Source organism: Pseudomonas syringae pv. coryli str. NCPPB 4273 (genome assembly GCF_000972175.1).
Classification (GTDB): domain Bacteria; phylum Pseudomonadota; class Gammaproteobacteria; order Pseudomonadales; family Pseudomonadaceae; genus Aquipseudomonas; species Aquipseudomonas syringae.
Genome location: NZ_AWQP01000014.1, coordinates 23,853 through 47,494, shown reverse-complemented (window position 1 = coordinate 47,494; position 23,642 = coordinate 23,853). Strand labels below are relative to the sequence as shown.

Here is a 23,642-nt window from a genome sequence, read left to right as displayed (position 1 = left end):
GGAGTGTTATTGCGCGGCCTGGATACGCCAGATTCCAAACGGTTGAGCTGGATCGAGACGCGTGTGCTGATACTTGCCGTACCAGGTCCAGCGGTGCCCGGTCATCAGGTCTTCACCCGACGTAGCGGCGTCATCCGGCAGGCCCATTTCCCACAGCGGCAACTCGAAATCCGCTTCCTGTGCGTTGTACGGGTCGAGGTTGACTGCAACCAGAATGAAGTTGCTGCCGTCCGCCGAGCGCTTGCCGAAGTACAGAATGTTGTCATTCCACGCGTTATACAGTTTCAGACCCAGATGCGTTTGCAGCGCCGGGTTCTGCCGACGAATGCGGTTGAGCTGAGCGATCTCGGCAATGATGTTGCCCGGTGCCGCGTAATCGCGAACCCGAACCTCGTACTTCTCCGAGTCCAGATACTCTTCCTTGCCGGGAATCGGTGCCGCTTCGCACAACTCGAACCCCGAATACATACCCCACAGCCCGGAGCCCATAGTTGCCAATGCCGCTCGGATCAGAAACCCGGGGCGACCGGACTCATGCAGGAAACGCGGGTTGATATCGGGCGTGTTGACGAAGAAATTCGGGCGATAGCAATCACGCCAAGGGACTTCATTGAGCTGGGTGAAATACTCGGACAGTTCCGCCTTGGTGTTGCGCCAGGTGAAATAGGTGTAACTCTGGCTGTAACCGACCTTGCCCAGCCGCGCCATCATTGCCGGCTTGGTAAAGGCTTCGGCCAGGAACATCACCTCAGGGTGCTGACTGCGCACTTCGCCGATCATCCACTGCCAGAACGGCAGCGGTTTGGTATGCGGGTTGTCGACGCGGAAGATTTTCACGCCTTCGTTGACCCAGCCCAGAACGATGTCGCGCAACTCCGTCCACAGGCCGGGGATGGCGTCTGGCGCGTAGAAGTCGACGTTGACGATGTCCTGATACTTTTTCGGCGGGTTTTCCGCATAACGGATCGTGCCGTCCGGACGCCACGAGAACCAGCCCGGATGCTGCTTGAGCCACGGGTGATCCTGGGAACACTGGATGGCGAAGTCCAGGGCGATTTCCAGACCATGGTCGGCTGCAGCTTTCACAAGGTTACGGAAATCTTCACGACTGCCCAGCTGTGGGTGAATGGCTTCATGGCCCCCATCCTCGCTGCCGATCGCGTACGGGCTGCCCGGATCATCAGGGCCTGCGGTCAGGGAGTTGTTCGGGCCCTTGCGGTGGGCACGGCCAATAGGATGAATCGGCGGAAAATACAGCACATCGAAGCCCATGTCGCGAATGGTCGGCAGACGCGAATGCACATCGTTGAACGTACCGTGGCGCGCCGGATCGTCGGTCATCGAACGGGGAAACAGCTCGTACCAACTGGCAAACTGTGCCAGCTCACGTTCGACATCCAGCGGGAACTCGACGCTGCGGCTAAGGAACGCCTGATTGTCGGCCAGCTTCATCAGGCTGGCGGTTTCGCTGTGCAACAGCAGCGCGACTTTCTCGTCTTTATCGCCCTGTTCAAGCTGGCCCAGCAGACTTTCGATCTGCTGGCGCTGCTCGTTCTGGCTGCGCTCGGCGGCGTGGACCAGATGAATGCGGCCCTCTTCAAGTTCCAGATCGACAGGAACGCCAGCGCCGAACTTCTTCTCCAGCTCATAACGATAGCTGCCGAACTGATCGATCCAGGCTTCCAGGCGAAACACATGGCGGCTGACCGAGGTAGGGGTGAATTCACCCACCCAGCTGTCATTGCCCAGCTCGCGCATTGGCGCGCTGTGCCAGTGTTCTTCATCGGCAGCACGCCAGCGGATATTGACCGCCATCTTGTCGTGCCCATCGGCATAGACCTTGCTGGTCACGGTAACCGGTTGCCCGATGATCGCCTTGGCCGCGAACAAGCCACCGTCAATCACCGGCAACGTGTCTTCAATCACGATGCGGGGTAATTGCAGCGCCTGGGTCAGTGATAGCGGAAGGGTTGCTTGCGGGACATCGGTGGCCAGGGAATCCGGACCGTATGGCTGTTCATTCATCGAGCATCACTCCTCACGCCCCAGGGACGCTCCTGTGCATTCCATGCAATGGAAAAATTGACGGTATGGCAGCGTACGATCGCACTGTGCTGGCGACTCATCTATTTCCGCTGCCTAGGTTCCGAGCGGTCAACGAGGGTAAAGTTCAAAGGTTTTGAGGATGTTTGGCGGTCGTGCGCAGAGATGGAGCAGCCATTGAGCGGATCAACGGGGCGACTGTGGTAGGAAGCAAATCAATTGAATCATCGGCCACGCCGGGCGGTCGTAAACAGGGTCTACAAGGAGGCAGCAACCATGACCTTACCCAACCCGGTAGAAGTACCCGATCCAAACATCGATGACCCCGCCCTGCCCGAGCCAGTGCCCGCACAGGACCCGCCGCCATCCACGCCGCCGCCCAATGAAACGCCAGTCGGCGACCCGCCCGCCAATGCGCCACCGGTCACGGTGTGACGACTCAGTAAGCGGGATCTGAAGGCGTCTGCCAGACCATGGACGCCTTCAGCGCCCTCCCGCCACATCGATGAACGTTCCGGTGGCGTAAGACGCATTGTCCGACAGCAACCAGAGAATGGCTTCGGCCACCTCCTCGGCCGTACCGCCACGGCGCATGGGCAATGCACCCTCAAGCTTGCTGACGCGAAACGGATCGCCGCTCAAGGCGTGAAAGTCGGTGAAGATGAAACCTGGACGTACCGCGTTGACGCGAACGTTTTCAGCCGCGACTTCCTTGGACAGGCCGATGGTGAAAGTGTCCAGCGCACCTTTCGATGCCGCATAGTCGATGTACTCGCCTGCCGAACCCAGGCGTGCCGCGAGCGACGATACGTTGACGATGCTGCCACCGTGCCCCCCGTGCGCCGGCAACATGCGCAACAAGGCGTGTTTGCTGCACAGCATCGGGCCGACGACGTTGTTCATCATCATCTTCAACAGGCGAAATTCCGACATGTCCTCGACTCTGGAAGCCTGCGCCAGGGTGCCCGCATTATTGACCAGGTGGGTGACACGACCGAGTTCGGAGTCGACCCTGGCAAACAGCCGCATGATCTCGTCTTCGTTGCTGACGTCGGCCTGCACGGTGATCGCCTTGGCGCCCATCGCCCTCACCTGGCCTGCGGTCTTTTCGGCAGCAGCATGATCCGACAGGTAGTTGATGCAGATCCGATAACCCTGTGAGGCAGCCAGACGCGCTGTAGCAGCGCCGATCCCACGCGAACCACCGGTGATAATGAGGACTTTTTCCATGGAGTGTCTCGTGTTTTTTTCAAAGGCCGACATCAGGATCCAGCCAACCCTCACAGGTTAACCAGCCGGTTCGGATCGTGACAGCCTTTACCGTCCAGCGCCATCTGCGCGCTTCAGAAAGCGGCTTGCCCGGTATCGGACGCATCCACCACAGCTTTCGCCTCGGCTGCATGGATTTCTTCGAGAAACTGCTGGGCCGGTAACGGATAACCCAGCAGGAAGCCTTGCAGCGAGTGACATCCCAAATGAGTCAGGAAGCGCTGCTGAACAGCGGTTTCGACGCCTTCGGCGACTATCCGCAGATTCAACGCCTGCCCTACTGCGACGATGGCCGAGACGATGGCGGCGTCGTCGGTGTCATGTTCCAGGTCGCGGACGAAGCCCCGATCAATCTTGATTTCATTGGCGGGCAGTCGCTTCAGGTACATCAGGCTGGAGTAACCGGTGCCAAAATCATCAATCGACAGGTCCACGCCCATTTCCGAAAGCCTTCGCAACACCGCCAGGCTGGCATCCGCATCATGCATCGCCGTGGTTTCGGTGATTTCCAGGGTCAGGCAGTTGGCCGGCAACTGATGCCGGGCCAGTGTGTCCGCCACTGCCGTGACCAGCCCGGAATGACAGAACTGCAAGGCTGACAGGTTGACTGCAATGCGCCAGTGCGAGTAACCCTGCGCGTACCACTCACGCATTTGCCGACAGGCTTCATCCAGCACCCACTCGCCGATCTGAATGATCAGGCCGGTTTTCTCCGCCATGGAAATGAACAGGTCAGGACCGAGGACACCCTGTTCCGGATGATTCCAGCGCAACAACGCCTCTGCGCCCACGGGCAGCCCGGTCATGGCGTCGAACTTGGGTTGGTAATAGATACAGAACTGCCGGTGCTTGATCGCCTTGTGCAAATCCTGCGACATCTGCAGTTGATTGCGGGCGTTACTGTTCATAGACGCATCGAAAAAGCTGTAGCCATTCTTACCGGCAGCTTTGGTGTGGTACATGGCCGCGTCGGCATTGATCAGAAGCTCATGCTGGGTGCTGCCATTGCCCGGGTACATGCAGATGCCGATGCTCAGTGAAATCTGCAACTGATGTTCGCCAATGTTAAACGGGTTGCCGACTTCATTGACCTGCCGTCTGGCAACGGCCAATGCATCCTCGGGGTTTTGCAGCTCCACCAGCAGGACGAACTCATCGCCGCCAACCCTGGCCAGCGTGTCGCGCCGGTGCAGGCTGTTGCGCAGACGCAAGGCGACCTGCCGTAACAGCAGGTCGCCGGTGTGGTGGCCGAACGCGTCATTGACCGGCTTGAAGCCATCGAGGTCCATGAACATCAGCGCAAAGCAGCCGCCCGTCTCTGTGGCCCTCTTCATTGCCCGATCGATGCGTTCCGTCAACAACGCCCGGTTTGGCAAACCGGTCAGGTTGTCATGCAGGGCCAGGTGGGTCAGTTCCAGATTGGCTTGCGTCAGGGAGTCGGCCAGCACGGCGGTACGTGTTTCCAGATGGGAGTCGAGAATACAGCTGAACAGCGCAATCCCCAGAATCGACAGGCTGGCGACCAGCACGATTCGGTCCAGCCCGTTACTGCTCAGCCCCTGTGAAAGTGCACCGCAAAAGCTGCCATCGGCAAAATTCGCAGCGGCCATGCCGGTGTAATGCATGCCGATGACAGCCAGCCCCAGCAATAGCGCCGCCGAGGCGCGTAGCAGGTAGACCCTGGGGCGCTGCTGGCGAAGATGGAAGGCTATGCGCAATGCTGCCGCAGACGCAGCGATAGCAATGACCACAGAAAGCACGAACAGCCACGGCGTGTATTGAATGCCCGGCTGCATGCGCATTGCCGCCATGCCGGTGTAGTGCATGGCGCTGATGCCGAGCCCCAGCAACACCGCACCCAGGCTCAGTTGCAGCGCGGGCAATCGTGGCTGGGTGGCGAGCCACAGGGCGAACCCTGAAAAGCCGATGGCGATCAACAGCGACAGCAGCACCAGTGGCACGTCGTAGCCCAGGTCGATGGGCAATACGAACGCCAGCATACCGATGAAATGCGTCGACCAGGTGCCGACGCCCATTGCGATAGCGCCTCCCGCAGTCCATAGGTGGACAGCACGGCCCCTGGCCGAAACGATGCGGCCCACCAGATCGAGGGCCGTGTACGCGGCAAGAATAGCGACGAGGATTGATATGACGACGAGTGAGGGGATGTAGCTGCCAATCAACATAAACGCACCTGGAAACCAATGAGCGCGTCCATGCCGATCTTGTGCGGCTGATTGTACGCATTAGCTGCCAAATGTCGCGGCAACTGGTCGAAAAGATGGCGAATAGCTATTATTTTTTCGTTTAATGCGAACAGTTTACCGAAAACTGCGTTTTAAACACGAAATACTCATTCCCGGAGCGTCAAACCTGTCTCGGCATCCCAGCCCCCGCCCAGTGCGGCGATCAGTTGAACGCTGGCAATCAACCTGCTTTGCAGCACACTGAGCACACTGCGCTCGTTGCTCAATGCGGTGGCCTGAACATTGACGACGTCCAGGTAACCGATCAACCCGGCCTTGTATTGATTGTTGGTCAGGCGCAACGAATCACGAGCCGAGACCAGCGCTTCCTGGCGCACTGCAGCTTCCTGCTCGTATACCTTGAGCTGAACCAGATAGTTCTCGACCTCCTGAAAACCGTTCAGCACGGTCTGCCGGTACTGGGCGACAGTCTGGTCATACACAGCTTCGGTACGATCGACCTCGGCCGAGCGCCTGCCGCCGTCGAACAGGGTCAGCGCCAGCTGCGGGCCCACTGACCAGAAGCGATTGGGCAGGCTGATCCAGTTGGCAAAGGTACTGCTGCTGTAACCGCCGCTCATGCTCAGCGTGAAGTCCGGATAATAAGCGGCCTTGGCCACGCCGATATTGGCATTGGCACCCATCACCGAGCGTTCGGCTGCGGCGATGTCAGGTCGGCGTTCGAGCAACTGCGAAGGCAAGCCTGGCGGGATCTGCGGCAACTGCGGAATCGAAGTGGTGGCGGGCAGATTGAAGTCTGCCGGCGCCATGCCCATCAGTACGGCGATGGCATTCTCGTATTGCGCACGCTGCCAGGCCAGGTCGATCAGGTCGGCCTGGGTACTTTTCAACTGCGTCTGTGCCTGCGCAACAGAATCACTTCCGGAAATACCGGCGCGGTACTGATTCTGCGTCAGGGTCAGGGAGCGCTGGTAGGCATCCACCGTGGATTCCAGCAGGCGTTTCTGTTCATCGATCACGCGCAATTGCAGGTAATTCTGTACCAGCTCCGATTGCAGGCTAAGACGCATCGCCGCCAGATCGGCAAGACTCGCCTGCGCATTGGCGGTGTCGGCCTCCAGCCCGCGACGCAGCTTGCCCCAGACGTCGGCCTCCCAACTGACGCCCAGTTGCGCGTTGTAACTGTTGCGAATCCCCGAGGCACTGGTGCCGGTGTTCGAGGTGCCAGTGCCCTGCCCCGAGCGGGTTTTGCCAGTCGTCAGGTCGAGGGTCGGCAGGAAGGCAGCCCTGGAGCTGCGCACCAGTGTTTGTGCCTGCCGATACTGCGCATCGTACTGGGCGACGGTCTGGTTGGAGGTGTTGAGGCGCTCGACCAGAGCGTTCAGTTGCGGGTCCTTGTAGACCTCCCACCATGCACCTTTGGCCATCCCGTCACTGGGTGTGGCCGCACGCCAGCCCTGCGCAGCCTTGAACTGCGCGGGTGCAGCCATCGACGGCTTCTGGTAATCCGGCCCGACAGCGCAGGCGCTGAGCAGCACGACGCAAAGCCCCAGCGCAAATGGACGAATCAACCCTGTCGGGCGGGAGGTGAATGCCAGGCGTTCGGTCATAGCGGAGTTTCCAGAGCAGCATCGGTACGCACGCCACGCCATTTGTTGTAACGATGGCGCAGACGGTCGAGATAAAGGTAAACCACCGGGGTGGTATAGAGGGTCAGGACCTGGCTGAAGATCAGGCCGCCGATGATGGTCAAGCCCAGCGGCTTGCGCATTTCGGCACCTTCGGCGGTGCTCAACAGCAATGGCAAGGCGCCCAGGATGGCGGCCATCGTAGTCATCAGAATGGGCCGCAGGCGCTGCAGGCAGGCGCTGCGGATCGACTCTTGCGGCGTCATTCCCTGTTCGCGCTCCAGATGCAGGGCAAGGTCGATCATCATGATCGCGTTTTTCTTGACCACGCCAATCAGCAGGAACAGCCCCAACAGGGAGATCAGACTGAATTCGCTGCCCAGTACATAGATCGTCAGCAATGCGCCAACCCCTGCGGACGGAAGCGTCGAGAGGATCGTCAGCGGATGAATGTAGCTTTCATAGAGGATCCCCAGCACCAGGTACACCGCCAGCAACGCACCGAGGATCATCCACGGCTGACTCTTTTGCGTGGAGGCGAAGGCGTTGGCGGTCCCGGCCATCTTGGAAATGATGTCGGACGGCAGACCGATGGCGGCAATCGCCCGCTCTATCGCCACAGTGGCCTTGTCGAGGCTGGCGCCTTCGGCCAGATCGAAGGAAATGTTTTCGGCCGCGAACTGACCGTCATGCGATACCCGGTCATTGGCCAGGCTGCGCTCGTAATGGGCGATGCTCGACAGCGGTACACGCTGCCCGTCTGCGGTAATGACCTGAACCTGCTCCAGCGTCACCGGGTCCTGGGCGTATTTTGGATTGACCTCCATCACCACCTTGTACTGGTTGAGGCTGTCATAGATGGTCGATACCTGGCGCTGGCTGTAAGCGTTGTTGAGCACCGCCGTGACCATGTTCATATCGATACCCAGCCGCTTGGCCGTGTCACGGTTGACCACCAGGGTCACCTGCTGCGCCCCGCGCCCTTCCCGTGCGTCGATGGCGGTCAGCTCGGGTACCGACTTGAGCGCTGCGACGATTTTCGGGTACCACAGACGCAGGCTGCCCAGGTCAGCGCTCTGCACGATGTATTGATACTGTGAACTGGTCTGCTCGCGACCGCCGCCCAGTTGCAGGTCCTGATCCGGGGCCAGGAATAGCCTGCCGCCCGGCACATGCGGCATGTTCTTGCGCAGGCGCTCGACCACTTTCTCGGCCGACAGCTTGCGCTCGGAAATCGGCTTGAGGCGCACGATCATGAAGGCGTTATTGGTGCCACCGCTGCCACCGATAAAACCGGCAACGCTTTCCACCGCAGGGTCAGCGAGAATCGACAGGCGGAAGGTCTCCATTTTCGGCTGCATGACCGAAAACGAAAGGCCGTCGTCACCGCGTACGAAACCCATCAGTTGCCCGGTGTCCTGTTGCGGCAGAAAGGTCTTGGGCACCACCACATACAGCGCGATATTGACCACCACGGTGACCAGCAGACTGAGCAGCGTCAGCCGTCGATGCCGCATCACCCAGCCCAGCGAGCGGTCGTAGCCTGCCACCATTCGATCGTTGACCCGCTCGCTCCAGCGCTGAAAGGCGTTTTCCCCATGAGCTTCGCGCGGCTTCAACCAGCGCGCACACAACATCGGCGTCAGGGTCAGGGAGACGATCAGCGAGACGATGATCGCCACCGACAAGGTGATGGAAAACTCGCGAAACAGACTTTCGACCAGACCGCCCATGAACAGGATGGAAATGAACACCGCGACCAGCGAGACGTTCATCGACAGCAAGGTGAACCCCACCTCCTTGGCGCCCAGAAAAGCCGCTTTCATGGGGTCGAGGCCGTTGTGAATATGCCGGGATATGTTTTCCAGCACGACGATGGCGTCGTCCACCACCAGACCGGTGGCGAGGATCAACGCCATCAGTGACAGGTTGTTCAGGGAGAAGCCGAACAGGTGCATGATCGCAAACGTGCCGACCAGCGATACCGGAACCGCCAGGGTGGGGATCAGCGAGGCGCGAAAACTGCCGAGAAACAGGAACACCACCATCACCACCAGCACGACGGCAATCAGCAGGGTCATTTCGGCTTCGTGCAGCGTCGCCTTGATAACCGGCGAACGGTCCATCGCGATATTGAGGCTGACACTGGCCGGCAACACCGCTCGCAACGCTGGCAACTGCGCCTTGATCTGCGCCACGGTTTCAATGATGTTGGCCCCCGCCTGGCGGTTGACGACCAGCAGCACGGCACGGTCATTGTTGTAGAAGCCGCTGTTGTAACGGTCTTCCACGGCGTCACTGACCTTCGCCACGTCCTTCAGGCGCAAGGTCGCTCCGTCCTTGTAGCGAATGATCAGCGGCGCATAATCCTCGGCGGTCTCCAGCTGGTCGTTGGCCTGCACCTGCCAGTTATGCTGGTCGTCTTCGACAAAGCCCTTCGGCCGTCTTACGTTGGTGCTGGTGATCGCCGTACGCACGTCATCGAGCGATACATCGTACTGGGAGAGCATCTGCGGCTCCAGTTCGATACGCACAGCAGGCAGCGAGCTGCCGCCGATCTGCACTTCGCCGACCCCGGAAACCTGCGACAGGCTCTGCGACAGGATGGTGGACGCCAGGTCGTAAAGCTGACCCTTTTCCAGCACTGTCGAGGTCATCGACAAGACCATGATCGGCGCCTGCGACGGGTTGACCTTCTTGTAGGTCGGCATGCTGCGCATCCCGCTGGGCAGCAGGTTGCGTGAGGCATTGATGGCCGCCTGCACTTCCCGGGCAGCGCCGTTGATGTCGCGATCAAGGTCGAACTGCAGAATGATCCGCGTGGTGCCCTGGCTTGAATTGCTGGTCATGGTGTTGACACCGGCAATACTGCCCAGCGAACGCTCCAGCGGCGTGGCCACCGTGGACGCCATCACCTCAGGGCTGGCACCGGCGAGGCTGGCCGAAACCACAATCACCGGGAAATCCATGTTCGGCAACGGTGCCACTGGCAACAAGCGAAAGCTCACCGCGCCGAGCAGCATGATCGCCAGGCTCAGCAGAACGGTCGCAACGGGGCGGCGGATGAACGGCGCTGAGAGGTTCATGCGTCAGCTCGTTCCAGCCGGTCCGGCTCGGCAGGCTTGCGACTCCAGCGACGGCCAAGGCGGTCGAAATACAGGTAGATGACCGGCGTGGTGAACAGTGTCAGTACCTGACTGAGCAACAGCCCGCCGACCATCACCAGCCCCAGTGGTTGCCGCAATTCGGCGCCGGAGCCACTGGCAAGCATCAGCGGGATGGCGCCGAACAACGCTGCCAGGGTGGTCATGAGAATCGGCCGGAAGCGCAACAGCGCCGCGTCGTAGATCGCCTGCTCGGGCGCAACACCGCGGTTGCGCTCCGCGTCGAGCGCGAAGTCGATCATCATGATCGCGTTCTTCTTGACGATGCCGATCAGCAGAATGATGCCGATGATCGCAATCATCCCCAGATCGTTGCCGCTGATCAGCAGAGCCAACAAGGCCCCCACTGCTGCCGACGGCAGGGTCGAGAGGATGGTGATCGGGTGAATGTAGCTCTCGTAGAGCACGCCCAGCACGATGTACATGGTGACCACCGCCGCCAGAATCAGCAGCAACGTGCTGGACAACGAAGCCTGAAACGCTTCGGCCGCGCCCTGAAACTGGGTCTGCACGCCAATCGGCATGCCGATCTCCTGCTCGACCTCCTCGATCACCTTCACCGCCTTGCCCAAGGCAATATCGGGCGCCAGGTTGAACGACATCATCACCGCCGGGAACTGCCCAAGGTGCGCGATGGCCAACTGAGCCTGGCGCTGCTCGACACGCGCCAGGCTGGATAGCTTCACCTGTGCGCCATCGGTGGTCTTGACGTGAATCTGCTCGAGCGCCGCCGGGCCGAGTTCACTGCCCGACGCAGCCTGCAGCACAACGCGGTACTGGCTGGCCTGCGTATAGATGGTGGATATCTGGCGCTGACCGAATGCGTCGTACAGCGCGTCGGTGATGTTCGCAACCGTGACCCCGACCCGGCTGGCCGCATCACGATCGATGTTCAGGTACACCTGCAAACCTTTGTCCTGCAGGTCGCTGGCCACATCCCTCAGTTCGGGCCGCTTGCCGAGCGCGTCTACCAGCTTTTCGCTCCACAGCGTCAGCAGTTCGGCGTCGGGCGACGACATGCTGAATTGATACTGGGTGCGACTGACCCGGTCTTCGATGGTCAGGTCCTGCACCGGCTGCATGAACAGACGGATATCCGACAGTTTGTCGACCTCGGGCTGCAGGCGCTGGATCACCTCGGACGCAGTCAGGTCGCGCGCTCCGTGAGGCTTGAGGTTGATCAGCAGACGTCCGCTGTTGAGCGTGGCGTTGTCACCGTCGACACCGATGTAGGACGACAGACTGACCACCGCCGGGTCTTTGAGAATGATGTCGGCAAGTGCCTGCTGACGCTGGCTCATCGCTGCGAACGAGACCGACTGTGGCGCTTCCGAAATGCCCTGGATCACGCCGGTGTCCTGCACCGGGAAGAAGCCTTTGGGTACGACGATGTACAGCAGCACCGTCAGTGCCAGGGTGGCCAGCGCAACCAGCAGGGTCAGGGGCTGATGCTTGAGCACCCAGCGCAACCTGCCCGCGTAGATGTCGATCAGCCAGTCGATCCAGGCACCGCTGGCCCGGTAAAAGCGGCTCTGCTCTTCTTCCCTGGGCTCGCGCTTGAGCAAGCGCGCGCACATCATCGGCGTCAGGGTCAGCGAGACCACCAGCGATATCAATATCGCGACCGCCAGGGTTATCGCGAACTCGCGGAACAGCCGCCCTACCACGTCGGCCATGAACAACAGCGGGATCAATACCGCAATCAGTGACAGTGTCAGGGAAATGAGGGTGAAACCGATCTGCTTCGCGCCCTTGAGGGCGGCCTGCAAGGGCGTCTCGCCCTCTTCGATGTGCCGGGAGATGTTTTCCAGCATGACGATGGCGTCATCGACAACGAAACCGGTCGCAATGGTCATGGCCATCAGCGTCAGGTTGTTGACCGAAAAACCGGCCAGGTACATCACGCCGAACGTGCCCACCAGCGACAGCGGAACGGCAATCGAGGGAATGATCGTCGCGCTGAAACGACGCAGGAACAGGAACGTGACCAGCACCACCAGGACGATCGCGATCAGCAATTCGTGCTGAACATCGGTCACCGACGCGCGGATGGTTTGCGTGCGATCCGTCAGGACCACGACGTCGAGGCCGGCCGGAAGGTTTTCGGTGATCGACGGCAGCAACGCCTTGATCCGGTCGACCACCTCGATGACGTTGGCGCCCGGCTGACGCTGAATGTTCAACAGCACCGCCTGGCTACGATTGGCCCAGGCCGCGAGCCGCTCGTTTTCGGCACCATTGACGATTTCGGCCACATCCTTCAGGCGCAAGGGTGCGCCATCCTTATAAGCCAGAATCAGGTTGGCGTACTCCTCCGGAGACTTCAGCTGATCGTTGGCATCCAGCATCGACACCCGGGTCGGCCCGTCAAAGTTGCCCTTCGGCTGGTTGACGTTGGAGGCGCTGATCAGGGTACGCACATCGGACAGGTTGAGGCTGTTGGCGGCCAGCGCCTCCGGGTTGACCTTGATCCGTACCGCCTGCCGCTGCCCGCCGGCAATGCTGACCATGCCCACGCCGCTGATCTGCGAGATCTTCTGCGCCATGCGCGTATCGACCAGATCATTGAGCTTGGGCAACAACATGGTTTTCGAAGTGATCGCCAGGGTCAGAACCGGTGTGTCGGCCGGGTTGACCTTGTTGTAGACCGGAGGCGCCGGCAGATCGGTTGGCAGCAGGTTGGTGGCCGCGTTGATCGCCGCCTGCACCTGCTGCTCGGCCACATCCATATTGATTTCAAGGCTGAAGCGCAACGTAATGACTGACGCACCGCCCGAGCTGGTCGAGGCCATCTGGGTCAGGCCGGGCATCTGTCCGAATTGACGTTCCAGAGGCGCAGTCACGGAACTGGTCATCACCTGCGGGCTGGCACCCGGGTACAGGGTCATCACCCGGATGGTCGGATAGTCGACCTGGGGCAACGCCGAAACCGGTAGCAAGGTATAGGCGATCAGGCCCGCCAGGACGATTGCCAACATACTCAGTGTGGTGGCAACCGGACGCAGGATGAACAGGCGTGACATGTTCATACGTTTGGTTTTTCCACCTTGCCGAGCGCCGCCGACTTGTCGGTCTTGCTGTCAGGCTTACCTTGCAGCTTCTGGGCCGGGCCAGCCGGTACTTCCTTGCTGTCGTTGACGACTTCGACTTCGGCACCGTCGCGCAGGCGATCGGTGCCTTCGAGCACCACCCGCTCACCGGCCGCCAGACCTTCGGTAATCACCGTGGATGTCTCGTCGCTCGGGCCGGTCTTCAGCAGCTTGAGCTTGACCTTCTTGTCACCGTCCAGCACATAGACAAAGGTCCCGTCGGTACCGAACTGCACGGCCGCGGTCGGCACGAGCGTGACTTTTTTCAGCGTGTCGGCGCGCAGCCGCACATTGACGAACTGATTGGGAAACAGGACCTCGTCGCTGTTATCGAAACGCGCCTTGAACTTCAGTGTGCCGGTGGCCACGTCGATCTGGTTGTCGAGGCTGACCAGTACGCCGGTGGCCTGCATCTTCGTATCGCCACGGTCCCAGGCTTCAACGGGCAGCTTGTCGCCGGTGCGGTAGCGGGAAATGACTTTCGACAGGTCCTTTTCAGGCAGCGTGAACGCCACGGAAATAGGCTGGGTCTGGGTAATCACCACCAGCGCGGTAGTGTCATTGGCGGCAACCAGATTGCCCACGTCCAACTGTTTGAGGCCGACACGCCCGGCAATGGGGGCACGGATGCGACTAAAGTCCAGGCTGAGTTTTGCGTCAGCCACGGCAGCCTGATTGGTCTTGATCGTGCCCTTGTATTGATTGACCAGCGACTCGGCAGTGTCGAGGGTCTGTTTAGCGATGCTGTCCTCGGCAAACAAGCCTCGATAACGCTGCACGTCGAGCTGAGCGTTCTTGAGCAGCGCCTGGTTGGTGGCCAGCGTACCTTCGGCCTGTTGCAACGCCACTTGATAGCTGCGCGGATCGATTTCAGCCAGCAGATCACCCGCCTTGACCATCTGCCCTTCCTGGAAATAAATCTTGACCAGCTCCCCCGCCACGCGGCTGCGCACATTGATGGTGTTCATCGCCGTCACGGTGCCAAGCGCTTTGTAGTAGATCGGAAAATCACCTTCGGTAGCCGGGGCCACACGCACCGGGACCGCGACAGCCGATCCGCCGAAGCCGGGCCGTGCCATGCCGCTTGTGGCGGGCTTCTTGTTGCTCTCGGTCCCCTTGCCGGAAGTGGACGCAGGCCAGAACCACCAGCACAAGGCAACAATGACCAACAGGACCAGCAAACTGATCAACCAGCGACGGGATTTACGGGAGCCAGACGATTGCATGAATAAATCAACCATTACAGGTGGGGGTTTGTTCAGAAGGCTGAACAATAAGCACAGTTACGTTACAAGCAAAGCGGCTTTACCAAGCGCTTACTTTGGATAAACGTATGAAGCACAAACAAAAAAACGGCCTGAGCGGATTCAGGCCGTCGACAGGTTGCGGAAAGTTACTTCAGCACAGCCAATGCAGCGTCGTAGTTGGGCTCGCTACCGATCTCGGCAACCAGTTCGCTGTGCAGCACCTTGTCGTTCTCGTCCAGAACGACCACGGCGCGCGCAGTCAGACCCGCGAGCGGACCGTCTGCAATGGCAACACCATAATTCTGAGCAAAGTCAGCACTGCGAAACGAGGACAGGTTCTGGACATTCTCCAGGCCTTCGGAGCCGCAGAAACGGGCCTGGGCAAACGGCAGGTCGGCCGAGATGCACAGAACCACAGCGTTGCTCAGGTCATTGGCCTGGGTGTTGAATTTACGTACCGAGGTGGCACAGGTCGGCGTATCGACGCTCGGGAAGATGTTCAGTACCTTGCGCTTGCCGGCGAAGGAAGCCAGGGTTTTATCCGCAAGACCTGCGCCGACCAGCGTGAAATCGTGTGCCTTGCTACCGACTTCAGGCAGGTTGCCACTGACCTGAACGGGGCTGCCTTTGAGGGTCACTTGAGCCATGAAACACGTTCCTTTTCAAAATGGATGAAAGAGCCGGAAGTTAAACACGAAAGTGTGCCGCGGCCTATATGGGATAATTCTGAATTTTTTTCAGGAAACCAGTCTGTCCCTGATATCTGTGTGGGCACACAATTCCACCAGCCAATCAACGAATACCCTGACCCGTCGTGACAACTGTCGGTGCGGGGGGTAAAGCGCTGTCAGTGGCAGCGGCGGCGGACGATGCAAACGCAGTACCTCCACCAGCACACCGCTGCGCAATTGCGCGGCGACATGGTAGCGCGGCACCTGAATCAGGCCGAAACCGGCTTCGCACGCCGCGACATAGCCATCGGCACTGTTGACAGCGATCGCGCAGACCGATGCGTGCTCAACGTCCATGCCATCGGCCATGAACTCCAGACCATAACGCTTGCCGGTGCTGGTCGAAAAATATTCGATTACCTGATGTTGCGCGAGGTCCTGCAGGTCCAGTGGTGTGCCGTGTTGCGCCAGGTACTCACGACTGGCGCAGGTAATCTGGGTCAGACTGCCCAGCGGCCTGGCAACCAGTGTTTCATCCAGTGCCGCGCCGGCACGCAACACGCAGTCCACGCCTTCGCGGATCAGATCGACCGGCCTGTCACTCATGCCGATCTCCAGACGGATCTGCGGGTAGCGCCGGCTGAATTCAGGCAACGCCGGGATGATGATCATACGGCCCAGACTGACCGGCAGATCGACACGCAACAGCCCCTTGGGCTCGGCCCCGGTCGCCGAGAACGATGCCTCGGCATCGTCCAGATCGGCCAGCAGGCTGACGCAGCGCTGGTAATAGGCCTTGCCGTCCGGGGTGGCGCTGACCTGACGCGTCGTACGCTGCAAAAGCTGTACGCCCAAATGCGCTTCCAGCTGTTTGATCAGGATCGTCACCGAGGCACGCGGCATGTGCAGACTCTCGGCCGCCCTGGCGAAACCGCCCAGCTCGACGATACGGGTGAACACGCGCATGGCGTTGAATCGATCCATGATGGCCGGCAACCTGAAGGTAGAAAAGGAGTGAAGGGACTTGCAGTTGCAAGAGGGACGTCCGGGAAAGGCCGGGCAGCGGGACGCCGGGCCATTACCGCCGCCGACCCTCGCCTAGAAGTCCCTTTTATAGAAAATATCCAGCGAGCTGGCAACACCGCTCGCGGCCTCAAGGTACACGCGCTTGCTGAGCAGATAGCGCAAGGCAATCGTATTGGCCGGTTCAAACACGCCTACGCCATAGCGCAGGCTGAGCTTATCGGTGATCTTGCCGCTGGCAACCACGTTGGTCTTGTCGCCGGTTCCCGAGGTGTCCAGCTCGAAGTCCTTGATACCCAGATTGTCCGCGAGCTTGCCGGTGGTCGACGAGCTGCCTGCCACACCCAGCGCCAGCGCAGCCTGAGCAACCATGTTGTTGTCTTCGCCGGAAGTACTGAGCGGTCTGCCCATGACCAGATAGGAAAGCGCTTGCTCCTGGCTCATCGCAGGTTCGGAGAACACCTCGGTGGTAGGCTGCTCGGCGCTGCCGGTCAGGCGAATACCGGCAATCACGTCGTCGGTCTGGCGAATCGCTTCGATGTCCAGATAAGGCTGGTCGACCGGACCGGCAAACAGCAGACGCGCCTTGCGGATGGTCAGCCGCTGCCCGTAGGCACGATAACGACCATCGTTCAGGTTCAGTTCGCCACGGGTGTCCAGGTTGTCACCGATGTGCACATGCCCGACCAGATTGGCAGTGAGCCCGAACCCGCTGAAGCTGAGCTTTTCCTGGCCGACGTCCACATCGATATCCATCGCTACAGCCAGCGGCGCAGCGCCCTGCTCGGTCTGCTGTCCGACAATTACCGTGTCACCGGAGAGCTTCACAGTAGAAGGCGGCAACTCGCGCACGGTAATCGCGCCCTTGGGCACCAGCACCTTGCCGGAGATGGCCAGTCGCTCGCCCTGCATGGAGATTTTCAGGTCAGGCGCCGCCTCTACCGCCGCATAGGGTTCGACATTGATCGGCAGGCGCGAGCCCTTGAGGCTCACATCGACATTCAGGCTCTGCCCCCAGGCCACCTGACCGCCTATGCTGCCCTGCCCGGTGCTGCCACTTTTCCAGCCGCCGTTGAGCTGTACGCTTTCTCCGGCAATCAACGCCTGGACCTTGAGGTCGTGCAGTTCCATAGGCAGCTCTGCCCCTGCCACCTCACCCCCTTCAAGCGTCACGTTGCCGTTGACCAGTGGCGCCAGCAACGTGCCTGACAACCGGCCATTGCCATTCAGACGCCCATTGAGTTTCTGCACCATCGGCGCGAAAGGACGTGCCACCGAGATATCCAGCCCCGAGAGGTTGAAGTCACCTGCCAGGGGCTTGTCCTTGGCCAGCGGGTCGATCTGCGCGTTGAGCAGCAGCCTTCCCAGCTTGCCGCCATCGAAGTCCAGACGCGTGTCGATGCGTTTGGGCGCCAGCGTGGTGGCCAGTTTCAGCGTCTGATAAGGGAAGTCCAGCCACTGATTGTTGTTGCGTACCCGCAGCGTTCCGCCTCCGGCATCAATCGTGACCTTGCCGCTGGGACCCGCTGCCGGAATGTCGAGCTGCACGTCTGCATTCAACGCGCCCTTCCAGGCAAAATCCTTGGGCATCCATTGAGCCAGGCTGTCCAGCGGGAAATTCTTGAGCTGATAACGCAAATGGGGTTCCGGCATCAGGCGCTGATCGCCGCCACACAGGCTGGCGGCCCCGGACAACCAACAATGCGCACCGAAGTTGAGGCGGCCGTCAGCCAGACGCTCGATCTTCGCCGGCTGCTGCAGACGCCAGTTCTGCCCGCCGCTTTGCACCGTACCGCTGGCCAGCCGGCCTCGCCAATCACCCTTATCCAGGCCTCCGTCAAGGCCGATGGCCAGCTTGAGCAATGGTCCTTGCAGGTCCAGTTTCAGTTGTTGGTTCTTGAGCGTGCCCTGACCGTCCACCAGCAAGGTGCCCAACTGGGTATCGCCAGCCTGGATACCGGCACCTTTCAGGTTGATGATCGCGCGCTGCGCCTGATCCAGTCTGGCGTTGAGCGTGAGGGTTTGCAGACGATTGTCCTGCAAGGCGAGCTGGCTGCCCTGCAAGGCCAGTTGCCCCTGGGGTGCCTGCAACGTTCCGGCCAGGTCCAGCCGGCCTTTGACTTGCCCCTGCAAGCGTGGCCAAAGCTGGGCCAGACGTGGCAGATCCAGGTCCAGTTGCCCTTTGAGACGCTCTTGCAGACTACCCGTACCTTGAATACGGTTGTCGCCGAGGCGGATGCTCAGGCTGCTGACATTCCATTGCTGATCACGGCCGTCAGCCTTGGCTTGCAGCAGCGCCGGCTGACCACGCAGACGCCCTTTCAAATCGAGGTCGGCGCTGAGGTCAAGCTTCTCATTGCGCATCTGACCTTTGCTGCGCAATGGGCCTGCCAGTGTGCCGGGCAGTTCGGCAACCCAGAATGAAGGGTCCAGCGCACTCAGGTCCAGAGCCGTATCCCAGCCGATGCCGTCAGCGAATTGCAGGTTCAGGAAACCGCTGGCCTTGCCCTGCCCGGCGACCAGTTCCAGTTGCGGCAGATGGATCTCTTGCAGATTGCCGCTGAACGGGCTGACCAGGGTGAACGCACCGGCAGGCCCTTTAAGGCTGGCGTTGAAATTGCCGAGGTAATTGCCATCGGTATAGGAAATATCACCCTTGAAGGCATGCAATGCCACCTGAGGCTCTGCCGCCAGTGGATACAGGCGCTGCCAGGGGAAATCCAGCCAGTCGATGCTCGCCTCCGCAGAAAGACCGCTCTGCCAGTTCATCTTGCCTTTGATGGCCAGACGCTGCTGATCATCGGCGGCCAGATCGAGTCCGGCGATGGTTGCGCCGTTGGCATCCACACGCCCTTTCAATGCCAACGCAACAGGGCTTTTCTCTGCGGGAAGGCTGGCACTGCCATCTATCAGGTAGCCCGAGTCAAGATTGCCCTCGGCGGTCAGCAGCAACTGGTCGAGTTGCAGGGTATCAGGCAATGCAGCGCTGGGCTTGAAGTGCTCGGCAGTCAGCTTGATGCGTGCCGGAAGGTGTTCGGCCAGGGGTTGCAACTCGCCGGTCAGCAAACCCGGCAGATAACCGCTGCTGTCCGCCTTGAGCTGCAGTGTCTTCAGCAGATCGCCCTGGATATCCAGCGCCAGCGCCCAGGGCTGGCCATCCTGTGGTGGAAGTTGCAGTTGACCTTGCACGCTGAGTGGCCAGTCGCCCTCGGGTTTCAGCAGGCCATTGAGGTCCAGCACCAGCGCATCACGTTGCAGGTGCGCACTGTCGATCTTCAAGCCTTCGGCGGTCCAGTGCGCTGCCAGCTTGAGATCGCGCAACTGTTCGACGCCATCCAGTTGCAGACCACCCAGCTGTATATCACCCAGTTGTAGAGCCAGCGGTAACCTGAGCGTCGGTAACTGGATAGGGCCGTTGCTGGCGGGCGTCTCGCTCGGCGGGAAGTGCATCAGCACCTGCTGCGCATGCAGACGGTCGATGCACAGCGTCATCTTCAACAGACAGGCAGGCGTCCAGACGAAATCGACGGATTGAACCTCGACGCGGTCTGCGCCCTGCTGCCACACGAGGCGCTCAGCGCTCCACTGGCCGCCCAGTCGTCCCTGAAAGTTTTCCAGCTGTACACCGGGCACCCGAGCCAAGGCCCACTGACTGCCCGTGTGGGTGCCCAGCAGCAGCGCGACACTGATGACCACCAGCAGCAGTAATGCAACAAGTCCCAGCCCGACGATCTTGGCGCCGCGGGTGATGTTCGCCTTGTTCAAAGCTCCGGCCCCATCGAAAAGTGCAGACGGATTCCACCATCATCGTCCAGCGCGTGGGCCAGATCGAGACGCAGAGGGCCCACTGGAGATACCCAGCGCACGCCAAAACCAACCCCGGTTTTCAGGTCTGGCTTGTCCAGGCTGTTGAACGAGTTGCCCTGATCGATGAAGGTCGCCAGGCGCCATTTGTCAGCAATGGAATATTGGTATTCGACGCTGCCGGCAAACATGTATCGCCCACCGATGCGGTCGCCGTCGGAATTGGTCGGTGACAGCTTCTGATAGTCATAGCCGCGCACGCTTTGATCACCGCCGGCAAAAAAGCGCAGCGATGGCGGTATCGAGGTGTAACCGTCGGTGAGGTTGCCGCCAAACTGCACACGACCGAGAAAGCGGTGATTTTGCGCGACCGTGGTCAGCCCTTTGAGCAGCACATTGGCATGCACCAGGTTGGCGTCAGACAACATGCCCTCCTTGGCCACCTGCGTGTCGAATTGCAGGCGGTAACCCTGGTGCGGGTCGATACGGTTGTCACTGCGCAGGTACGAGTAACTGATACCGGGCATCAGCAACGTGCTGAGGCCGGCGTCATCGCCCAGGCGGTATTCTTCACGCTGCCATTTCAGGGATATGACCCGCTCCCAACCGCTGGGCAGCTTGCTGTGCCATTCAGGCCCGGCAGTCAGCAACTTGCTGAGGCTGTCGGTTCCGGCGATCTCTTCGTACTGATAACCGCCGGCGTAGCGCAATTTGTCGGTCAGCGGCGGATCGAGGGGCACGTCGTACCACAGGCCGATATTCTGCCGTGGCGCGGAGATCTCGGATTCGAAGCCATAACTGTGGCCCTGCGGGTTGGCCCAGTGCCGGGTCCAGTTGGCTTTGCCACGCGGGCCGACGTCGGTCGAATAGCCCAGGCCCAGCCCCATGGTGCGAGGTTTGCGGGTTTCGAGCTGGACGGTCACCGGAATGACCTGATTTTCCGCTGCAGTGGGCGCAGCATCGACTCGCACGCCCTCGAAATAACCGCTGCCCTGCATGGCCTGGGTCAGTTCGGCAATCAGTTGGGAGTCGTAAGGCGTGTTTTCCTTGAACGGCACCATGCGTTTGAGCAGATCGTCATCAAATGGCGCGTCGCCGCTGAACATGACCTTGCCGAGCGTGTAGCGCGGTCCGCTTTCATAAACCAGCTCGATATCGGCCACACCGGCCCGCGGATCGATGGCCAGGCGCTGACGGGAGAAGTGGCCACTGAAAAATCCGTAGCGCGAGGCCTGATTCTGGATCAGGCGCTTGGCGTCTTCATAATTGCCATGATTCAACACCGCGCCGCTTTTCAGCGCGTCGCTGCTCGGCACACGAAAGGCCTTCATTGCTGCCGCCGGCCCTTCGACCCGGATCACCACATTGCGCAGGTGAATGGGTTCGCCCGGCTGGATGTTGATCACCAGGCTGGGCTGCTCTCCATCCTTTATCTCACTGTCGATCTGCGCCTGGTAATAACCCAGCGCCTGAGCGGCTTTTTCCGCCTGCTGCTCGGCGCCCAGGCTGAAGTTGCGCAATGCCTGGGCGTCACGCTCGCCCAGATCACCGACATACCCTTCGACGTTGGCCTTGAGTTGCGGATTGGCAGGCTTGATCCTGACATCGAGGCGGGCCTGGGCAAGCGCGGCCGCACTCATGGTCATCAGGAACACGCTGCTGAATAGTCTGAAAAGCTTCATGGGCGTAGATGCTACCACGATCGACAGGCTGCACTGGAAGCCCACGAATTGTCGGATATTCAGGCCATTACGTCAGGGACCGGCAGTGATACCTGAGGGTTGGGATGAAAAAACACGTGCTCTCGGACGGGGCCTACAGCAATTTCACCGATCTCTTCATAGCCCTGTCGCTTATAGAACTCCAGATAGCGCGGATTGCCGGTATCGACCACGATGCCCTGAGAGTGTTCATCCACTGCGCACCAGTCGTGCAGCGCCGCCAGCAGTTGCTCGCTCAGGTCCTGACCGAGCTTCTGCCCCTGGAACTCCGGATCGAGGCCGATCAACGGCAGCACATGTACGGTTTCCGACGGCACGCAGGCAAGTACCGCGTTGTAATACGCCAGATAGCGCTGGGTGCAGCCCAGGCCGGTGTCCATCACCATGCGCAGGCGCCAGGCCCAGCTTTCGGTGACACCCAGGCGGCGCTGCGGTGGTGCGATCAGCGCAACGCCGACCAAACGGTCCTGGAGAAACAGGCCCAACGCAGGCTGGTTTTGCAAAAAGTGTTGTTTGACCAGTTGGCGGATGGTCGCCAACACGCGTTGCTCATATCCCTCGCGCTCGGCGTTGAACAGATAGGCAAATGTCGGATCGTGCCGGTAGGCCCTGAACAGCAAGGAGCGGGTTTCACGGGAATAACCACTGTCGAGTTGGCGAATTTCACCCGTGATGGCAGCAGGTAGGGACATAAAGGGCCTCGTGTTAACGGAACTGCGTCTGGCGCAGCGGTTTTGGCAAGCAGGCTTTCGAGTGATGGCCATTGATAACAGTTCCAATGAATTATCCAGACACACAATGGCCTGTGCTTGCGACTCGGCACTGGTCCTGAAACCACAGGTCGGCTAGCATCGCTGTTTGTTTTTGCTCAGGACCGCTGTTTTATGAAAATCGTCTCGTTCAACATCAATGGTCTGCGCGCTCGACCGCATCAGTTGGCGGCGCTGATCGACAAACATCAGCCTGACGTGATCGGTCTTCAGGAAACCAAGGTTTCGGACGAGCAATTCCCCCAGGCAGAAGTCGAAGCGCTGGGCTATCACGTTCACTTCCACGGCCAGAAAGGTCATTACGGTGTCGCGCTGCTGTCGCGCAATGCGCCACTGGCCCTGCACAAGGGCTTCGAGGGGGACGACGAGGAATCCCAGAAGCGTTTCATCTGGGGGACTTATGCCGACAGCAACGGCCAGCCGGTGACCATCATGAATGGCTACTTTCCACAGGGCGAAAGCCGCGACCACCCGACCAAATTTCCCGCCAAACAGCGCTTTTATGAAAACCTGCAAAACCTGCTCGAGGGGCAATTCCGCAACGATCAGCCGCTGATCGTCATGGGCGACGTGAATATTTCTCCGCAGGACTGCGATATCGGCATCGGCGCCGACAACGCCAAACGCTGGCTGAAAACCGGCAAGTGCAGCTTTCTGCCCGAAGAGCGGGAGTGGATGGAGCGCCTGAAAAACTGGGGCCTGGTGGACAGCTTTCGACACCTGCATCCGGAAGTCGTCGACCGCTTCAGCTGGTTCGACTATCGCAGCCGTGGCTTTGAAGACGAGCCCAAACGCGGCCTGCGCATCGATCTGATCATGACCTCTACCGGCCTGCAGCCACGCATCAAGGAAGCGGGTGTGGATTACGATTTGCGCGCAATGGAAAAGCCGTCCGACCACGCGCCGATCTGGCTGGAACTGAGCTGATTGCCCCTACTGGCCCCTCTTGCGCGATCCTTCTTTAACAAGGATGGGTCGCGCTGAAACACGCACAGCCCCTGAAATT

General features: G+C 60.2%; 14 protein-coding genes. 2 read left to right on the top strand and 12 right to left on the bottom strand.

Going from position 1 to position 23,642, the window contains the following annotated elements; translation table 11 throughout:
• Positions 1–6 precede the first annotated feature (6 nt).
• Complete coding sequence (locus P406_RS07430; protein WP_003410318.1) at positions 7–2,025, bottom strand: alpha-1,4-glucan--maltose-1-phosphate maltosyltransferase; 2,019 nt, start codon at positions 2,023–2,025, stop codon at positions 7–9.
• Between the two features lie 294 nt (positions 2,026–2,319).
• Between P406_RS07430 and P406_RS27290 the strand changes: the two genes are divergently transcribed.
• On the top strand, positions 2,320–2,478 hold the full coding sequence (locus P406_RS27290) for a hypothetical protein (protein ID WP_003345470.1): 159 nt from the start codon (positions 2,320–2,322) through the stop codon (positions 2,476–2,478).
• A gap of 48 nt (positions 2,479–2,526) precedes the next feature.
• Here P406_RS27290 and P406_RS07425 read toward each other — a convergent pair whose 3' ends face one another.
• The 11 genes from P406_RS07425 to P406_RS07375 form a co-directional block, all read right to left on the bottom strand.
• Positions 2,527–3,273 (bottom strand): SDR family oxidoreductase, encoded by a 747-nt coding sequence (locus P406_RS07425; RefSeq protein WP_046235832.1) that lies wholly within the window; start codon positions 3,271–3,273, stop codon positions 2,527–2,529.
• 113 nt (positions 3,274–3,386) lie between these two features.
• A complete protein-coding gene (locus P406_RS07420; RefSeq protein WP_046235831.1) occupies positions 3,387–5,498 on the bottom strand; it encodes a putative bifunctional diguanylate cyclase/phosphodiesterase in 2,112 nt (703 codons plus the stop codon).
• 167 nt (positions 5,499–5,665) lie between these two features.
• The gene (locus P406_RS07415) at positions 5,666–7,129 is read right to left on the bottom strand and encodes an efflux transporter outer membrane subunit (protein WP_046235830.1); all 1,464 of its coding nucleotides are present in this window, start codon (positions 7,127–7,129) and stop codon (positions 5,666–5,668) included.
• On the bottom strand, positions 7,126–10,233 hold the full coding sequence (locus P406_RS07410) for an efflux RND transporter permease subunit (RefSeq protein WP_046235829.1): 3,108 nt from the start codon (positions 10,231–10,233) through the stop codon (positions 7,126–7,128). The genes P406_RS07415 and P406_RS07410 overlap by 4 nt, the downstream gene beginning before the upstream one ends.
• Entirely contained in the window at positions 10,230–13,340 is a 3,111-nt protein-coding gene (locus P406_RS07405) for an MdtB/MuxB family multidrug efflux RND transporter permease subunit (protein ID WP_046235828.1), read from the bottom strand. The genes P406_RS07410 and P406_RS07405 overlap by 4 nt, the downstream gene beginning before the upstream one ends.
• Positions 13,337–14,641: an MdtA/MuxA family multidrug efflux RND transporter periplasmic adaptor subunit gene (locus tag P406_RS07400; RefSeq protein WP_046235827.1), complete on the bottom strand. Its 1,305-nt coding sequence runs from the start codon at positions 14,639–14,641 to the stop codon at positions 13,337–13,339. The genes P406_RS07405 and P406_RS07400 overlap by 4 nt, the downstream gene beginning before the upstream one ends.
• Before the next feature lie 152 nt (positions 14,642–14,793).
• Positions 14,794–15,294 (bottom strand): thiol peroxidase, encoded by a 501-nt coding sequence (gene tpx, locus P406_RS07395; protein WP_046235826.1) that lies wholly within the window; start codon positions 15,292–15,294, stop codon positions 14,794–14,796.
• Positions 15,295–15,384: 90 nt separating this feature from the next.
• Entirely contained in the window at positions 15,385–16,302 is a 918-nt protein-coding gene (locus tag P406_RS07390; protein ID WP_046235825.1) for a LysR family transcriptional regulator, read from the bottom strand.
• A gap of 114 nt (positions 16,303–16,416) precedes the next feature.
• A complete protein-coding gene (locus P406_RS07385; RefSeq protein ID WP_046235824.1) occupies positions 16,417–20,106 on the bottom strand; it encodes a translocation/assembly module TamB domain-containing protein in 3,690 nt (1,229 codons plus the stop codon).
• Positions 20,103–21,827: an autotransporter assembly complex protein TamA gene (locus P406_RS07380; RefSeq protein ID WP_046235823.1), complete on the bottom strand. Its 1,725-nt coding sequence runs from the start codon at positions 21,825–21,827 to the stop codon at positions 20,103–20,105. The genes P406_RS07385 and P406_RS07380 overlap by 4 nt, the downstream gene beginning before the upstream one ends.
• 59 nt (positions 21,828–21,886) lie before the next feature.
• Positions 21,887–22,558, bottom strand: coding sequence for a GNAT family N-acetyltransferase (locus P406_RS07375; protein WP_003345438.1), 672 nt, complete (start codon positions 22,556–22,558; stop codon positions 21,887–21,889).
• Between the two features lie 192 nt (positions 22,559–22,750).
• Between P406_RS07375 and xthA the strand changes: the two genes are divergently transcribed.
• A complete protein-coding gene (gene xthA / locus P406_RS07370) occupies positions 22,751–23,563 on the top strand; it encodes an exodeoxyribonuclease III (protein WP_046235822.1) in 813 nt (270 codons plus the stop codon).
• The last annotated feature ends 79 nt before the right edge of the window (positions 23,564–23,642 follow it).

Bases quoted from the DNA above. Each gene is read 5' to 3' on its own strand.
- P406_RS07430 (WP_003410318.1), bottom strand. From the start codon at position 2,025: ATGAATGAACAGCCATACGGTCCGGATTCCCTGGCCACCGATGTCCCG.
- P406_RS27290 (WP_003345470.1), top strand. From the start codon at position 2,320: ATGACCTTACCCAACCCGGTAGAAGTACCCGATCCAAACATCGATGAC.
- P406_RS07425 (WP_046235832.1), bottom strand. From the start codon at position 3,273: ATGGAAAAAGTCCTCATTATCACCGGTGGTTCGCGTGGGATCGGCGCT.
- P406_RS07420 (WP_046235831.1), bottom strand. From the start codon at position 5,498: ATGTTGATTGGCAGCTACATCCCCTCACTCGTCGTCATATCAATCCTC.
- P406_RS07415 (WP_046235830.1), bottom strand. From the start codon at position 7,129: ATGACCGAACGCCTGGCATTCACCTCCCGCCCGACAGGGTTGATTCGT.
- P406_RS07410 (WP_046235829.1), bottom strand. From the start codon at position 10,233: ATGAACCTCTCAGCGCCGTTCATCCGCCGCCCCGTTGCGACCGTTCTG.
- P406_RS07405 (WP_046235828.1), bottom strand. From the start codon at position 13,340: ATGAACATGTCACGCCTGTTCATCCTGCGTCCGGTTGCCACCACACTG.
- P406_RS07400 (WP_046235827.1), bottom strand. From the start codon at position 14,641: ATGGTTGATTTATTCATGCAATCGTCTGGCTCCCGTAAATCCCGTCGC.
- tpx (WP_046235826.1), bottom strand. From the start codon at position 15,294: ATGGCTCAAGTGACCCTCAAAGGCAGCCCCGTTCAGGTCAGTGGCAAC.
- P406_RS07390 (WP_046235825.1), bottom strand. From the start codon at position 16,302: ATGGATCGATTCAACGCCATGCGCGTGTTCACCCGTATCGTCGAGCTG.
- P406_RS07380 (WP_046235823.1), bottom strand. From the start codon at position 21,827: ATGAAGCTTTTCAGACTATTCAGCAGCGTGTTCCTGATGACCATGAGT.
- P406_RS07375 (WP_003345438.1), bottom strand. From the start codon at position 22,558: ATGTCCCTACCTGCTGCCATCACGGGTGAAATTCGCCAACTCGACAGT.
- xthA (WP_046235822.1), top strand. From the start codon at position 22,751: ATGAAAATCGTCTCGTTCAACATCAATGGTCTGCGCGCTCGACCGCAT.